At 68.7% G+C, this 14,525-nt stretch carries 15 protein-coding genes; 9 read left to right on the forward strand and 6 right to left on the reverse strand.

What is annotated here, in order from left to right; translation table 11 throughout:
• Positions 1-26: 26 nt before the first annotated feature.
• The gene (dnaA, locus tag BIV23_RS10620) at positions 27-2,117 is read right to left on the reverse strand and encodes a chromosomal replication initiator protein DnaA (RefSeq protein WP_079173070.1); all 2,091 of its coding nucleotides are present in this window, start codon (positions 2,115-2,117) and stop codon (positions 27-29) included.
• Positions 2,118-2,512: 395 nt separating this feature from the next.
• Between dnaA and rpmH the strand changes: the two genes are divergently transcribed.
• The 9 genes from rpmH (at position 2,513) to BIV23_RS10660 (ending at position 9,491) form a co-directional block, all read left to right on the forward strand.
• A complete protein-coding gene (rpmH, locus tag BIV23_RS10625; protein WP_003956500.1) occupies positions 2,513-2,650 on the forward strand; it encodes a 50S ribosomal protein L34 in 138 nt (45 codons plus the stop codon).
• Positions 2,651-2,671: 21 nt separating this feature from the next.
• Positions 2,672-3,043, forward strand: a complete 372-nt coding sequence (gene rnpA, locus BIV23_RS46050; RefSeq protein WP_079173071.1) for a ribonuclease P protein component — start codon at positions 2,672-2,674, stop codon at positions 3,041-3,043.
• A complete protein-coding gene (gene yidD, locus BIV23_RS46055; protein WP_079173072.1) occupies positions 3,040-3,414 on the forward strand; it encodes a membrane protein insertion efficiency factor YidD in 375 nt (124 codons plus the stop codon). The genes rnpA and yidD overlap by 4 nt, the downstream gene beginning before the upstream one ends.
• 3 nt (positions 3,415-3,417) lie before the next feature.
• On the forward strand, positions 3,418-4,701 hold the full coding sequence (yidC, locus tag BIV23_RS10635) for a membrane protein insertase YidC (protein WP_071380547.1): 1,284 nt from the start codon (positions 3,418-3,420) through the stop codon (positions 4,699-4,701).
• A gap of 15 nt (positions 4,702-4,716) precedes the next feature.
• Positions 4,717-5,229, forward strand: a complete 513-nt coding sequence (locus BIV23_RS10640) for a Jag family protein (protein WP_071380548.1) — start codon at positions 4,717-4,719, stop codon at positions 5,227-5,229.
• 117 nt (positions 5,230-5,346) lie between these two features.
• Positions 5,347-6,063, forward strand: coding sequence for a 16S rRNA (guanine(527)-N(7))-methyltransferase RsmG (rsmG, locus tag BIV23_RS10645; protein ID WP_071380549.1), 717 nt, complete (start codon positions 5,347-5,349; stop codon positions 6,061-6,063).
• A 315-nt stretch (positions 6,064-6,378) separates the two neighbouring features.
• Positions 6,379-7,452, forward strand: coding sequence for a ParA family protein (locus BIV23_RS10650; RefSeq protein ID WP_079173073.1), 1,074 nt, complete (start codon positions 6,379-6,381; stop codon positions 7,450-7,452).
• Positions 7,449-8,552 (forward strand): ParB/RepB/Spo0J family partition protein, encoded by a 1,104-nt coding sequence (locus tag BIV23_RS10655; protein ID WP_071380550.1) that lies wholly within the window; start codon positions 7,449-7,451, stop codon positions 8,550-8,552. The genes BIV23_RS10650 and BIV23_RS10655 overlap by 4 nt, the downstream gene beginning before the upstream one ends.
• Before the next feature lie 321 nt (positions 8,553-8,873).
• Positions 8,874-9,491, forward strand: coding sequence for a GNAT family N-acetyltransferase (locus tag BIV23_RS10660; RefSeq protein WP_071380551.1), 618 nt, complete (start codon positions 8,874-8,876; stop codon positions 9,489-9,491).
• 74 nt (positions 9,492-9,565) lie between these two features.
• Here BIV23_RS10660 and trxA read toward each other — a convergent pair whose 3' ends face one another.
• The 5 genes from trxA to BIV23_RS10685 form a co-directional block, all read right to left on the reverse strand.
• On the reverse strand, positions 9,566-9,898 hold the full coding sequence (trxA, locus tag BIV23_RS10665) for a thioredoxin (protein WP_071380552.1): 333 nt from the start codon (positions 9,896-9,898) through the stop codon (positions 9,566-9,568).
• A 48-nt stretch (positions 9,899-9,946) separates the two neighbouring features.
• Positions 9,947-10,915, reverse strand: a complete 969-nt coding sequence (gene trxB / locus BIV23_RS10670) for a thioredoxin-disulfide reductase (RefSeq protein ID WP_071380553.1) — start codon at positions 10,913-10,915, stop codon at positions 9,947-9,949.
• A 156-nt stretch (positions 10,916-11,071) separates the two neighbouring features.
• Positions 11,072-12,013, reverse strand: coding sequence for an anti-sigma factor family protein (locus BIV23_RS10675; protein WP_071380554.1), 942 nt, complete (start codon positions 12,011-12,013; stop codon positions 11,072-11,074).
• Positions 12,010-12,735: an RNA polymerase sigma factor SigM gene (gene sigM, locus BIV23_RS10680; RefSeq protein WP_071380555.1), complete on the reverse strand. Its 726-nt coding sequence runs from the start codon at positions 12,733-12,735 to the stop codon at positions 12,010-12,012. Before sigM ends, BIV23_RS10675 begins: the two co-directional genes overlap by 4 nt.
• A 26-nt stretch (positions 12,736-12,761) precedes the next feature.
• On the reverse strand, positions 12,762-14,483 hold the full coding sequence (locus BIV23_RS10685) for a protein kinase family protein (protein WP_071380556.1): 1,722 nt from the start codon (positions 14,481-14,483) through the stop codon (positions 12,762-12,764).
• Positions 14,484-14,525 lie beyond the last annotated feature (42 nt).

The following is a 14,525-nucleotide window of genomic DNA, read 5'->3' on the forward strand; positions in this document are numbered from 1 at the left end:
CCCGGCGCAGCCGCCGGCAGCCGCTCTCAGCCGTTCTTGATGCGGTTGGTCAGCTCGGTGACCTGGTTGTAGATCGACCGCCGCTCGGCCATCAGCGCACGGATCTTGCGGTCGGCGTGCATGACGGTCGTGTGGTCCCGCCCACCGAACTGCGCGCCGATCTTCGGCAGCGACAGGTCCGTCAGCTCACGGCACAGGTACATCGCGATCTGCCGGGCCGTGACCAGCGCCCGCCCGCGCGAGGTGCCGCACAGGTCGTCCACCGTGAGCCCGAAGTAGTCCGCGGTCGCCGCCATGATCGCCGTGGCCGTGATCTCCGGGGCCGAGTCCTCGCCGCCGGGGATCAGGTCCTTCAGGACGATCTCGGTCAGGCCCAGGTCCACCGGCTGCCGGTTGAGCGAGGCGAACGCCGTCACGCGGATCAGCGCGCCCTCCAGCTCACGGATGTTCCGGGAGATCCGCGAGGCGATGAACTCCAGCACCTCCGGCGGCGCGTTCAGCTGCTCCTGCACGGCCTTCTTGCGCAGGATCGCGATCCGCGTCTCCAGCTCCGGCGGCTGGACGTCGGTGATCAGTCCCCACTCGAAACGGTTCCGCAGCCGGTCCTCCAGCGTGACCAGCTGCTTGGGCGGCCGGTCGCTGGACAGCACGATCTGCTTGTTCGCGTTGTGGAGCGTGTTGAAGGTGTGGAAGAACTCCTCCTGCGTCGACTCCTTGTCCGCGAGGAACTGGATGTCGTCGACGAGCAGGATGTCCATCTCGCGGTAGCGCTTGCGGAAGCTGTCGCCCTTGCCGTCGCGGATGGAGTTGATGAACTCGTTGGTGAACTCCTCCGAGCTCACGTACCGCACGCGCGTGCCCGGGTAGAGGCTGCGCGCGTAGTGCCCGATCGCGTGCAGCAGGTGCGTCTTGCCGAGCCCCGACTCCCCGTAGATGAACAGGGGGTTGTAGGCCTTCGCCGGCGCCTCGGCGACCGCCACCGCGGCCGCGTGCGCGAACCGGTTGGAGGCGCCGATGACGAACGTGTCGAAGAGGTACTTCGGGTTCAGCCGCGCCGTCGGCTCGGCGGGCCCGCCCGCGGGCGCCGGCTTCGCGGCCATCGGGCCGGGCCCGCCGGCCGTGGGCACGTCCGGGCGCCCGTGGCCGCCCCGGTGTGCCGGGCCGCCGCCGGTCGGCTGCTCGGGCAGCTCCCGGCGGACGGGGTCGCGCTGGTCGTACTCGGTCCGGGCGGAGTCGTACTCCGGGCGCCCCGAGTCGTACTCGCCGCGTCCCGAGTCGTACTCGGAGCGCGGGGTGTCGTAGTCCGGGCGGGACGGTTCGTAGTCACCGCGATCGCCGCGGTCGCCGCGGTCGCCGCGGTCGCCGCGGTCCGAGCGCGGGGCGTCGTAGTCGCCGTACTCGCCGCGCTGCTGCTCGTACTTCGGCCGGTCCATGCCCTGCGGGCGGTAGTCCTGGGACGGCGGGCCGTACACGTCCGGTCCGGAGCCGTAGGCGTCCTGGGACGACGGCGAGGCATAGGGGTCGCGCTCGGGAAAGCCGAGCCGCGGCTGCTGCCAGCTGTACTCGTCCTGCGCGGGCCGCGGCCAGGCGCCCGGCTCGCGGCGCTGGAACTCGGAGGGGTAGGCGGGGCGGACGACGGGGAGCTGATCCCCACGGTCACCACGATCGCCGCGATCCCCGCGGGGCTGCGGCCCGTCGGCCGGGGGCTGGTCCACGGCGCGGTGGCGGCCGTAGCCCTCGTACGGCCGCTCCTCGTACGAGGACGGGCCGGTGGGCAGCTCCGGCTCCTCGTAGCGCGGCTTGGGCGGCTGCTGTACGGGCGCGGGGGCCGGCGGCTCGCCCGCGGAGTCGTCCACGGTGATCGCGATGCGGATGGGGCGGCCGCACTCGCGGCTCAGCGTCTCGCTGACGATCGGCGCGAGACGGCCCTCCAGTACGTTCTTCGCGAATTCGTTCGGTACGGCGAGCAGAGCGGTGTCCGCGACCAGCGCGAGCGGCTGGCAGCGCCGGATCCAGTGCTCGTCCTTCACCTCGACACCCTGGCCGCGCCCCTCCCCGAGAAGCTGCTCGAGTACTCGCGGCCACACTGCGGCAAGATCGGCAGGTACGTCAGCCACAGGGCACGCTCTCTCACAGGTCCCACGAACGTGTGACGCGGGACGGGTCGGGGTGTACTTCGGGTGTATCGGTGGGGCAAACCCGCCGGGGCGGGGGACAAAAGAACGAATGGGAGTTCAGCCACGGTAGTCAGCGCGGCGGGTACGGTTCAAGTTGTTGTCCCCAGCCTGTGGATAGTGTCTCTCCGTGACCCTCGGTTTGACCGGATGGCGTAGCCCCGCGTACCGTAACCAGGTCGAGTTGTCGATGGCTGCTGCCGCCTGCCTCCGATGGGCACAGATCACTCCAGGTGATCGGGAAGCGGTGCACTCGGGCGTGACGCGAGCTACTCGTGGGCGCACGGTGACAGCCAGGACGGCACCCGCCAAACCGATTTGATTTCTGGAGCCCCCGAGTGAGCAAGCGCACCTTCCAGCCGAACAACCGTCGTCGCGCGAAGACCCACGGCTTCCGGCTGCGTATGCGCACCCGTGCCGGCCGCGCGATTCTCGCGTCCCGCCGTAGCAAGGGTCGCGCCCGCCTGTCCGCCTGATCCCGATCAGGTCATGACGTCGTGCTGCCCACCGAGAACCGGCTGAGGCGGCGCGAGGACTTCGCGACCGCGGTCCGACGAGGACGCCGGGCAGGACGCCCGACTCTCGTCGTCCACCTTCGTAGCGGTGCCACGGACCCGCACGCGCCTGGGGAGAGCGCTCCCCCGACGCGTGCGGGTTTCGTCGTGAGCAAGGCTGTGGGTGGCGCGGTTGTGCGCAACAAAGTGAAGCGCAGACTGCGCCATCTGATGCGTGACCGAGTCGCCCTTTTTCCTCCCGGTAGCCTGGTAGTCGTACGAGCGCTGCCCGGATCGGGCGACGCAGACCACGCACAGCTGGCCCGAGACCTGGATGCCGCAGTTCAGCGGCTGCTGGGAGGGGGCGCGCGATGAAGTACCCACTACTGGCCCTGATCAAGCTGTACCAGTGGACGATCAGTCCACTGCTGGGGCCGGTGTGCAAGTACTACCCGTCGTGCTCCCACTACGGCTACACGGCCATCGACCGGCACGGTGCGATCAAGGGAACGGCACTCACCGCCTGGCGCATCCTCCGGTGCAATCCGTGGTCGCTGGGCGGTGTGGACCATGTTCCGCCGCGTAAGCGTCCGCGGTGGCACGAAATGCTGCGCAACGCTTGGCGTGCACGCAAGGGCGGGACCTCCGCCGCCGAACCGGCCACCGAAGCGGAGCCCGGGAGCCCGTCTTCCGAGCTTCCTCCGAGCCCGGCCGCAGAGACCTCGTCCCATGCCCAAGGAGCATGATTAGTGGACACGATTGCCAGCCTCTTCAGTTTCATCACCTGGCCCGTTTCCTGGGTCATCGTCCAGTTCCACAAGATGTACGGCGCGATCTTCGGTGCCGACAGCGGGTGGGCCTGGGGCCTGTCCATCGTGTCCCTGGTGATTCTGATCCGCATCTGCCTGATCCCGCTCTTCGTGAAGCAGATCAAGTCGACGCGCGCGATGCAGACGCTCCAGCCGGAGATGAAGAAGATCCAGGAGCGCTACAAGAACGACAAGCAGCGTCAGTCCGAAGAGATGATGAAGCTGTACAAGGAGACGGGTACCAACCCGCTCTCCTCGTGCCTTCCCATCCTGGCGCAGTCCCCGTTCTTCTTCGCCCTGTATCACGTGCTCAACGGCATCGCGACGGGCTCGACCATCGGCGTCATCAACGAGCCGCTGCTCGCCAGCGCCCGTAAGGCGCACATCTTCGGGGCCCCGCTCGCCGCGAAGTTCATGGACAGCTCGGACAAGGTCGCGGCGCTGGGCGCCACGCTGACCGACGTCCGGGTCGTGACCGCGGTCATGATCGTCCTGATGTCGTTCTCGCAGTTCTACACGCAGCGCCAGCTGATGACGAAGAACGTCGACACGACGGTGAAGACGCCGTTCATGCAGCAGCAGAAGATGCTGATGTACGTCTTCCCGGTCATGTTCGCCGTCTTCGGCATCAACTTCCCGGTCGGTGTCCTCGTCTACTGGCTGACCACCAACGTGTGGACCATGGGTCAGCAGATGTACGTCATCCGCAACAACCCGACGCCGGGTTCCAAGGCCCAGGCCGCCTACCTGGAGCGCCTGACCAAGCACGTCACGCACCACGGCAAGGTCACCCGGCGCAGCGAGAAGACCATCGTCAAGGCGATCGTCGCCAAGGGCCGCGAGCGCAACGAGTTCGAGCGCAAGTTCATCAACGGGCTGAACAAGGCCGGCCTCGCCGCCCAGGCCGACGGCACCGTGGTGCGGAGCACGGCCCAGGCCGCGGCGCAGACCGAGGACGGCGCGACGGTCACCGAGACCGGAACCGCGGCCGCCGCAGGCAAGCGCCAGCAGCCCAAGCGCCAGTCCAAGTCTCAGCGCCAGTCCGGCGGGCCGAAGCCGGCCGGCGAGTCCACCACGTCGCTGGAGAAGGCCGACGAGCCGGACGACGCCAAGTCCTCCGCTGCCCAGCAGCAGCCCTCCAAGCCCGGCGGCACCCGTAGCAGGGCCCAGTCCGGCCAGCGCAAGGGCGGCCCGCAGCGGCCCAAGTCCCCGTCCAAGAAGTAAGAAGGAGCCCATCCCGTGACGGAAGGCACCACCTCCGCCGCTGCCGAGGGTGCAGACACCCTGACCCGCCTGGAGCAGGAGGGCGAGATCGCGGCGGACTACCTGGAGGGTCTGCTCGACATCGCCGACCTCGACGGCGACATCGACATGGACGTCGAGGCCGATCGCGCCTCCGTGTCGATCATCAGCGACAGCGGCAGCCGCGACCTTCAGAAGCTGGTCGGCCGGGACGGCGAGGTGCTGGAGGCGCTTCAGGAGCTGACGCGTCTGGCCGTGCACCGGGAGACCGGCGACCGCAGCCGGCTCATGCTGGACGTCGCGGGCTATCGCGCCAAGAAGCGCGCGGAGCTGTCCGAGCTGGGAGCCAAGGCCGCCGCCGAGGTGAAGAGCACCGGCGAGCCCGTCAAGCTCAAGCCGATGACCCCGTTCGAGCGCAAGGTCGTGCACGACGCGGTCAAGACCGCGGGACTGCGCAGCGAGTCCGAGGGCGAGGAGCCGCAGCGGTTCGTCGTCGTGCTGCCCGCCTGATCGGTCCCCCGCGTTCTCCGGCCCCGTCTGTTGAGCAGACGGGGCCGAACTTTGTCAGCCTGGTAGTTCTGGTGGCCGGTGCGCGAAGCACCGGCGCTGTACGGAAGGACGGTCCCCGTGACGGAGGCAGCGGAGCTTCCCCCCGCGCCCGAACAGGCGCGGGAAGTGTTTGGTGATCGCTTCGCCGATGCGGTCCGCTACGCGGAGCTGCTCGCCGAGGCGGGCGTACAGCGCGGCCTGATCGGCCCGCGCGAAGTGCCCCGCCTGTGGGAGCGGCACATCCTCAACTGCGCGGTGCTCTCGGAGGCCGTTCCCGAGGGCGTGACGGTCTGCGACGTCGGCTCCGGTGCCGGGCTGCCCGGCATTCCGCTGGCCCTGGTCAGGGAGGATCTGAACATCACCCTGTTGGAGCCCCTGCTGCGGCGCACCACCTTCCTCACCGAGGTTGTCGAGCTGCTCGGGCTGGACCACGTCACGGTCGTGCGCGGCCGTGCCGAAGAGGTCCTGGGCAAGCTGCCCCCGGTCCACGTGGTGACCGCCCGGGCCGTGGCCCCACTGGACCGGCTGGCCACCTGGGGCATTCCGCTGCTGCGCCCCTACGGCGAGATGCTCGCGCTCAAGGGGGACACCGCGGAGGAGGAGCTGAAGGCATCGGCCACTGCCCTCAGCAAGCTCGGTGCGGTGGAGACGTCCATCCTGCACGTGGGTGAGGGCATCGTGGACCCGATGTCGACGGTGGTCCGGGTGGAGGTCGGCGAAAGCCCGGGCGGTGTGCGGTTCGCGGCGAAGCGAGCAAAGGCGGCGCGGACCGGCCGGGCACGCCGTCGTCGCTGAGCGGTCGAACGAGGTCGCCGTGGTGACATCTCGTCCGTGGTGACGTCTCGTCCGTCCTGACGACGAGACGTACTCCACACAAGCTGCCCAATCTACGCAAGCCGGAGTGTCGCAGAGGTCCGGTCGCGGCCGCTGTGCATCGTGTTTCACGTGAAACGTCGCTCACTGCTGCACGGCATCATCAGTCGTGGCCGCGCCGCGGCCGAACCGCGCGACCGCAAGCCTCTCGGTTCACTCGGAGGGGCAGCGGAGTTGTCCACAGAGGTGGATTTCTCCACAGAACACCAGGCCTCACTGGTTCGCGACCCCGAAGGCATGGGAGGCTCTGTTCATTGCGAGCCTGAAGCCGAGGAGAGTGAATCCTTGCGGTCCGACGCCAACATCGCGGGACCGATGACCGATCCGGTCCCCGGTCCCCGTACCGAGTCGATGGGGGCGGATGTTTCACGTGAAACACCGCCTCCGATGGACGACACCCCGATCGGTCGTGCGGCCCAACTGGCGGTGGAGGCGCTGGGCCGCGCCGGCGAAGGTCTGCCCAGACCGGAGCAGACCCGAGTCATCGTGGTCGCCAACCAGAAGGGCGGCGTCGGCAAGACGACGACGACCGTCAACCTTGCCGCTTCGCTGGCGCTCCACGGCGGGCGCGTGCTGGTGATCGACCTCGACCCCCAGGGCAACGCATCCACCGCTCTCGGGATCGACCACCACGCCGAAGTTCCTTCCATCTATGACGTGTTGGTGGAGAGTAAGCCGCTCGCCGAAGTCGTCCAGCCCGTCCCGGATGTCGAGGGCCTCTTCTGCGCTCCCGCCACCATCGATCTCGCCGGTGCGGAGATCGAGTTGGTCTCTCTCGTGGCCCGGGAAAGCCGCCTTCAGCGGGCGATCCAGGCCTACGAGCAGCCGCTGGACTACATCCTCATCGACTGTCCGCCCTCACTCGGTCTGCTGACGGTCAACGCACTGGTGGCGGGCCAGGAGGTCCTCATCCCGATCCAGTGCGAGTACTACGCGCTGGAGGGGCTGGGCCAGCTGCTCCGCAACGTCGACCTGGTGCGGGGGCACCTCAACCCCACGCTGCACGTGTCGACCATCCTGCTCACCATGTACGACGGCCGGACGCGTCTCGCCTCCCAGGTCGCGGACGAGGTGCGCACGCACTTCGGTGACGAGGTGCTGCGGACGAGCATTCCCCGCTCCGTCCGTATCTCCGAGGCGCCGAGTTACGGACAGACGGTGCTGACCTACGATCCCGGATCGAGCGGCGCCCTGTCCTATCTTGAGGCGGCCCGAGAAATCGCGCTGAAGGGCATCGGCATCAGCTACGACGCGAGCCAGGCTCATCTCGGCGCTCAGAACGACCCGAGCATGGTGGAGGGGATCCAGTGAGTGAACGACGGAGGGGGCTGGGTCGTGGTCTTGGCGCACTGATCCCCGCTGCCCCGACCGAGAAGACGCCGGCCCCGGCCACGCTGGGAGGCGGGGCATCCGCCTCCCCGGGGGCCGTTCCGGTGCTGACGACTGACCGTGGGGTGGCTGCGGCGAAGGTGGCCACGCTGCCGCCCGTCGCGCAGGAGACCGTCGTGGAGCCCCCGGCCGCAGAGCTGCCGGCTGCCCCCATGGGCGCCCACTTCGCCGAGATCCCTCTCGACGCCATCTCTCCCAACCCGCGTCAGCCGCGTGATGTCTTCGACGAGGATGCCCTCCACGAGCTGGTCACCTCCATCAAGGAGGTCGGTCTGCTCCAGCCTGTCGTGGTACGGCAGTTGGGGCCCACCCGCTATGAGCTGATCATGGGTGAGCGTCGTTGGCGGGCCTGCCGTGAGGCCGGCCTGGAAGCTATCCCGGCGATCGTCCGGGCCACCGACGACGAGAAGCTCCTCCTTGACGCCCTGCTGGAGAACCTGCACCGCGCACAACTGAACCCGCTGGAAGAGGCGGCCGCCTACGACCAGTTGCTCAAGGACTTCAACTGCACGCACGACCAGCTGGCCGACCGGATCGGGCGGTCCCGCCCCCAGGTCTCCAACACGCTGCGGCTGCTGAAGCTCTCGCCGACGGTCCAGAAGCGGGTCGCCGCCGGAGTGCTCTCCGCCGGTCACGCCCGGGCACTGCTGTCGGTAACGGATCCTGAGGAGCAGGACCGGCTGGCGCATCGCATCGTCGCCGAAGGGCTGTCGGTGCGTGCCGTCGAGGAGATCGTGACCCTCATGGGCTCGCGTCCCCAGAAGCCCCAACGTCCCAAGGGCCCGCGTGCCGGCTCCCGGCTCTCACCGGCGCTGGACGAGCTGGCGACGCGGCTGTCGGACCGCTTCGAGACCCGGGTGAAGGTCGATCTCGGTCAGAAGAAGGGCAAGATCACCGTCGAGTTCGCCTCTGTGGACGATCTCCAAAGGATCTTGAGCACTCTTGCCCCGGACGAGGGGCCGGTGCTCCAGCACGAGCTCCAGGAGAACGCGGCGGAGGACGCGGAGGACCAGGAGGACTGATCTCCGTCCGGCCCTCTCGGCCGTGCGGGAAGCGGGCCGTGTCCGGTGTGTACCGGACACGGCCCGCTCTTTTGCTTTGAGGCGGTATCGAGTGAATCGCTTCGTGGATACGATGCGAAATGCTATGGCACATCCACCGGACAGCACGTGCATCTCTGAGTGGGGAGACGGGGCCATGCGATCGATGAGCCGCACCGGACTGGTGAGCGCGGGTCTGGGTCTCGGAGTGGTCGGCGGATTCGTCGGCAGCCTGCTCAGGGAACGGAGCGCTCTGACAGCCGCACGTGATGCGGCGGGCGAAGGAAGCGAGGATCAGCCTTCATGGGGCGTCGGCTCGTGCCGCTCACGCTGGACAACCTTCAAGACGTTCCCTCACGTTGCCGCTCCTGTGTCTTCTGGGAGCTGGACCCCGTCAGCGGAGAAGCGGCGGTAAAGGCGGGCACTTCCGCGCTGGAGAAGGAGTCCTGGATCTCCGCCGTTCTGCTGGACTGGGGGTCCTGCGGCCGCGTGGTGTACATCGACGATCTGCCGGTGGGCTTCGTGCTCTACGCACCTCCCGCTTATGTCCCGCGCTCTACGGCCTTTCCCACGAGCCCGGTCTCACCTGACGCCGTCCAACTGATCACGGCCTACGTCCTGCCGGGCTACCAGGGCCAAGGGCTGGGACGGGTGCTGGTGCAGACGGTTGCCAAGGATCTGCTGCGCCGGGGCTTCAGGGCGATAGAGGCCTTCGGTGACGCCCGCTGGAAGGAACCCGCCTGCCTGTTGCCGGCAGATCATCTGCTGGCCGTGGGCTTCAAGACGGTGCGGCAGCATCCGACGCATCCCCGACTGCGGCTGGAGCTGCGCTCGACGCTCTCCTGGAAGGAAGACGTGGAGATGGCGCTCGATCGGCTGCTGGGGGCGGTCCAGAAGGAGCCGGCGCTCAGGCCGTTGTAGTGGCGCGTCAGCGGCGGGACATAAGCGAATGGGCCGCCCCTCGGGGGCGGCCCATTCGTGTTTCACGTGAAACGTCACTCGGCGATGAAGTCCTCGAGGTCGCGGACGATCGCGGCCTTGGGCTTGGCGCCGACGATGGTCTTGGCGACCTCGCCGCCCTGGTAGACGTTCAGGGTCGGGATCGACATGACACCGTACTTGGCGGCCGTGGCCGGGTTCTCGTCGATGTTGAGCTTGACGACCTCGATTTTGTCGCCGTGTTCAGCGGCGATCGCCTCGAGGGACGGGGCGATCTGGCGGCACGGACCGCACCAGGCGGCCCAGAAGTCCACCAGGACGGGCTTGTCGCTCTTGAGGACGTCCTTCTCGAAGGAAGCATCGGTCACGTTCTTCAGAGTGCCGGCCACGGCGGGCTCCTTAACTCGTTCGTGGGGTGGGGCGGGGGAAGGGGAAGGTCAGACGGAGGCCGTCTCGGACTCCGCCTGGTCCTCGTCCGCGAGGGCGGACAGGAAGCGCTCGGCGTCCAGGGCGGAGGAGCAGCCGGTGCCGGCCGCGGTGATCGCCTGGCGATAGGTGTGGTCGACCACGTCACCGGCGGCGAAGACACCGGTGACATTGGTGCGGGTGGAGGGCGCCGCAACCTTCAGGTAGCCCTCCTCGTCCAGGTCCAGCTGGCCCTTGAACAGCTCGGTGCGGGGGTCGTGACCGATCGCGATGAACAGACCCGTCACGGCCAGGTCGGAGAGCTCGCCGGTCTTGACGTTGCGCAGCTTCAGGCCCGAGAGCTTCTGCTCGCCCTGTACCTCGGCGACCTCGCTGTCCCAGACGAACTTGATCTTCGGGTCGTTGAAGGCGCGCTCTTGCATCGCCTTGGAGGCGCGCAGGCTGTCCCGGCGGTGGACGATCGTCACGGACTTGGCGAAGCGCGAGAGGAAGGTGGCCTCCTCCATCGCGGTGTCGCCGCCGCCGATCACGGCGATGTCCTGGTCCTTGAAGAAGAACCCGTCACACGTGGCGCACCAGGAGACACCGCGGCCGGAGAGGGCGTCCTCGTTCGGCAGGCCCAGCTTGCGGTGCTGGGAGCCGGTGGCGACGATGACGGCCTTCGCCTGGTGGACCGTGCCGGCGGTGTCGGTGACGGTCTTGATCTCACCGGTCAGATCGACGGAGACGATGTCGTCGGGGATCAGCTCGGCGCCGAAGCGCTCGGCCTGCGCCCGCATGTTGTCCATGAGCTCGGGACCCATGATCCCGTCCTGGAAGCCGGGGAAGTTCTCCACCTCGGTGGTGTTCATCAGGGCGCCACCGGCGGTGACGGCGCCCTCGAACACCAGGGGCTTCAGCGACGCGCGCGCGGTGTAGAGCGCCGCCGTGTACCCTGCGGGCCCGGAGCCGATGATGATCACGTTACGGACGTCGCTCACGGCTTGATTCCTCGTCTCTGGTCTGTGTCAGTCGACCGGTGGGAGCGCCTTTCAGAACTCTCACCCCACCCAACGGATCCTACGGGGCGCGCATTCCCAGTGTGTCGGGGCACACGCATACCGGGTGGGGGTGACCGATGGACCGTACCGGCAGACTCAGGGCCGGGCGAAGGAGTCCTTGAGAAGCACGGTCCCGGCGGTGCCGGGCTGCTGGCGAATGCAGGCCGCGTCGACCACGTAGGCCGTGACACGGGTGCTGTCACCGGGATCGGGCAGGACGACCAGATAGGCGCTCTTCCCGCTGTAGTTGCCGGTCTTCGCCGCCAGTGCCTGATCACTACGCAGGATTGCCCGCCGCACACAGTCGGGGATGGGGACCTCTGTCTGCAGCAGAGTGTTCGCGCTCTCGGTGCCTGTCGGCGTGCTCTGGTTTTCCGTGACCCCGGACCGCGGGTGCTGGCTCTTGTAGCCCGGCTGCTCCGGCTTCTTCGCGGCGAGCAGGTCGTGCACCTGGTTCTGGACGCTGGTGCCGGAGAACGAGCTGATGGACGGGCTCGGCGTGCCGTGCGCCGTCGTGGTGGAGCTGCCGCCGGTGAACGATTGGATCACCAGGGTCCCGGCTCCCAGGACAGCGGCCGTGAGCACCGTACCCAACACGAGGGTCCTGCGGCGTCGGCCGCGGCCGCTCTTCTTGCGTCCGGGGCCTGTCGTTGCTTGCGGGCGCCCAGCGGGGCGGTCGGCCGGGCGTTCGGTGGCGACCGATGTTTCACGTGAAACATGCGCGTCGATGGCGTCACCAGGCGTGCCGGTCTCAGTACCGGAGGACTCGGTGTCCTCACCGGAGAAGGCGAGGAGTGCCTCGACGGCGAGAGCGGCATCGATCCGGGTGGCCACATCGGCCGGCATCGGCTCGACGTCCGGCACGGACCCCAGCAGTCCGCGGATCCCCTCCAGCGAGGCGTGGACATCCGCACACGGTTCGCACGTGTTCAGGTGCCGTCGTATATCCGTGCTGCGGTCCGGAGGGAGCAGGCCTTCGGTGAGGTCAGAGATCTCCTCGACGTCCGGGTGTCCGGCCGTGTCGGTCGTGGAAGTCACGCTCGCCCACCTCCGCCCTTCACTACGGCTGAATCGCTCGGTCCCGTGTCCGTGGGGCTCTCGTTCACAGACCCCGTTGCCGGTGGGACGGATGTCCCCTGCACCCGGTTCCGTCCCGGCCCGGGTTCTTTTCCGCCTCCGCCGCTTTCGGGCCGTAGATGGGTGAGCAACGGCAGGAGTCTCGCTCTGCCTCGGGCGCAGCGGCTCTTCACGGTCCCCGTGGGCACATCGAGAATCCGGGCCGCCTCGGCCACGGGATAGCCCTGCATGTCGACCAGGACGAGCGCCGCCCGCTGCTCCTGCGGAAGCGTGCCGAGCGCCTCGAGCAGCTGGCGTTGCACGTCGTTGCGTTCGGCTGGCGCCGACGCCGACTCGTGCGGCTCCAGCAGCTGCTCCAGCCGCTCGGTGTCGTCGACCGGTGACGTCTTCCGGGAGGCGGCCTTGCGGGTACGGTCCACACAGGCGTTCACCGTGATCCGGTGCAGCCAGGTCGTGACAGCCGACTGCCCCCGAAAGGTATGGGCGGCCCGGTAGGCCGACACCAGGGCGTCCTGGACCGCGTCGGCGGCCTCCTCACGGTCCCCGAGCGTCCGCAGCGCGACCGCCCAGAGCCGGTCCCGATGCCGCCGCACGAGCTCGCCGAAGGCCTCGGGATCGCCCTCCACGTGGCGGGCGAGCAGGTCCTTGTCGCTCACCCCGTCGTATCCGGCGCCCTCCGCCATCTGCCCCCTCCGGTCCGGGTGAGACGTCAGCCCGTGAACTGCACTTCGCCGATGGCCTGCTTGAAGCCAGCACCGGAGTACAGGGTGGAGTCGTACCCCGAGTTCGGTACGGCTGTCAGCCAGACGAGGACGTACTGCGTCTTCACCGACTTGGTCACCTTCACCGTAGCTGTGTTGCCCGTCGTCGTGACGTTGCCGATCCGGGTCATCGAGTCCAGAGACGCCGGCGTCAGCGAGTCGGCCGCGTAGAGCTGGACCGTCGTGTGGTCACCGCCGTAGCGCAGATCGATCGTGGCCGTGCTGAGCTGCTTGGCCGAACCCAGGTCGTAGACGATGCCGACGCCCGGCTTGTACGGGGCGATGGCCGGACCCGAGTTGAAGGTCCTGGTCCTCCAGTACGTGTTCTTGTCGCCGTCGTAGGTCTTGGGGACATCGTCGGGGTGCTGGGGATCACCCTTGGCGACGAACTCCTGGCCGCCCTGGATCTTTATCGGCGTCGGCTTCGGCTTCGCGGCGCCCTTGTCGCCGTCGTCCGTCTGCTGGCTCTTGTTGGTGCCGTCGGACTTGCCGCCCTGGTCCATCAGTGCGTCCGCCAGCTGCCAGCTGCCCAGGCCCAGGGCCGCGATGAGCAGTGCCGACACCGCCCACTTCAGGGCCTTGCCGGTGCGGCTCTGGAGCGGGGGCGGCGGGGCCGCGATCGGCTGGGTGGCGCCGGGGTGCGGTGCCGGGCGGCCGTAGGTGCCCTGCTGGTAGGTCGTGCGCTGGTACTGCGGCGGAGCGGCGAACGCCGGCTCCGGCGGGCGGATGCGAGGCATCTCACCGATCGCCTTCACCAGCTCCTCCGGCGTGGTGCACGCGGCCTCGTGCCGGGACGCGGTGGCCCCGTCGTTGGCGAGCGCGCGCATGGCCAGCTCCGAGAGGCCCCGGTGGACACCGGCACGCACTTGGTCGGGTGCGATGAGACCGACGCCCTTGGGCAGCCCGGACAGGCCGTACGCGTCGCTCTCATACGGCCAGCGCTGGGTCAGCGCCGCGTACAGCAGCGCGCCGATCGCCTCGGTGTCCGTGCGCTGCGGGGTGTCGGAGCTGATGCCGCGCAGCGCGGCGTTGACCGCGAGGCCGCGGATACGCCACTGCCCGGTTGAGGCACGCAGTACGGCGTTCGGGTTCAGCCGCAGATGGGCGAGACCCTCGCGGTGTGCGGCGGCCATGGCCGAGGCGATCTGACTGACCATCTGGTAGGCGTCGTGCGGTTCCAGCGGTGCGGCCGCGAGCAGTGTGGTCAGCTCGATGGCGTCGGGCAGCCACTCGTGCACGACGTAGACGAGGTCGTTCTCCTCGACGGCGTCCAGGACCTGGACGAAGCGAGGGTCGCCGAGCAGGGCGGAGGAGCGGGCGGCTGCCAGGACGGAACGGGCCCGGGTGTGCGCCGCGGGCAGGATGTGGACGCCGACGGCACGGCGGAGTTTCTCGTCGACCGCACGCCAACTGCTGAATCCGTCCAGACGGGTGACGCACTCCTCCAGTCGGTACCGTCTGGCGAGCTTGTGGCCGCTGTGCAGTTCGGGAGGCGACGTCTTCTCTCCAGGACCGTCGATTCCGCTGCTCCCCTGCGCCTTGTCGCTGCCCTTGTCCCGCTCCGGGTTCTTGGCCACCCCGTCGGCCGTGGACTGGTCCGCCTTGGCGGTCAGCGGCTGCTCGCCGCTGTTGTCTGCCACGTCGACGGCAGCCGTGCTCCGTTCCGCCACCGTCGTCCCTGCCTCCCCATCCGTTGCACGCTGTCCGACGCC

Origin of the sequence: Streptomyces monashensis, assembly GCF_001866665.1 — a bacterium.
Classification (GTDB): Bacteria; Actinomycetota; Actinomycetes; order Streptomycetales; family Streptomycetaceae; genus Streptomyces; species Streptomyces monashensis.

Coding starts and splice junctions, on each gene's coding strand:
- sigM (WP_071380555.1), bottom strand. CDS start 12,735: ATGGCGGAGGGCGCCGGATACGACGGGGTGAGCGACAAGGACCTGCTC.
- yidD (WP_079173072.1), top strand. CDS start 3,040: ATGAAGTACCCACTACTGGCCCTGATCAAGCTGTACCAGTGGACGATC.
- BIV23_RS10650 (WP_079173073.1), top strand. CDS start 6,379: ATGGGAGGCTCTGTTCATTGCGAGCCTGAAGCCGAGGAGAGTGAATCC.
- BIV23_RS10660 (WP_071380551.1), top strand. CDS start 8,874: ATGGGGCGTCGGCTCGTGCCGCTCACGCTGGACAACCTTCAAGACGTT.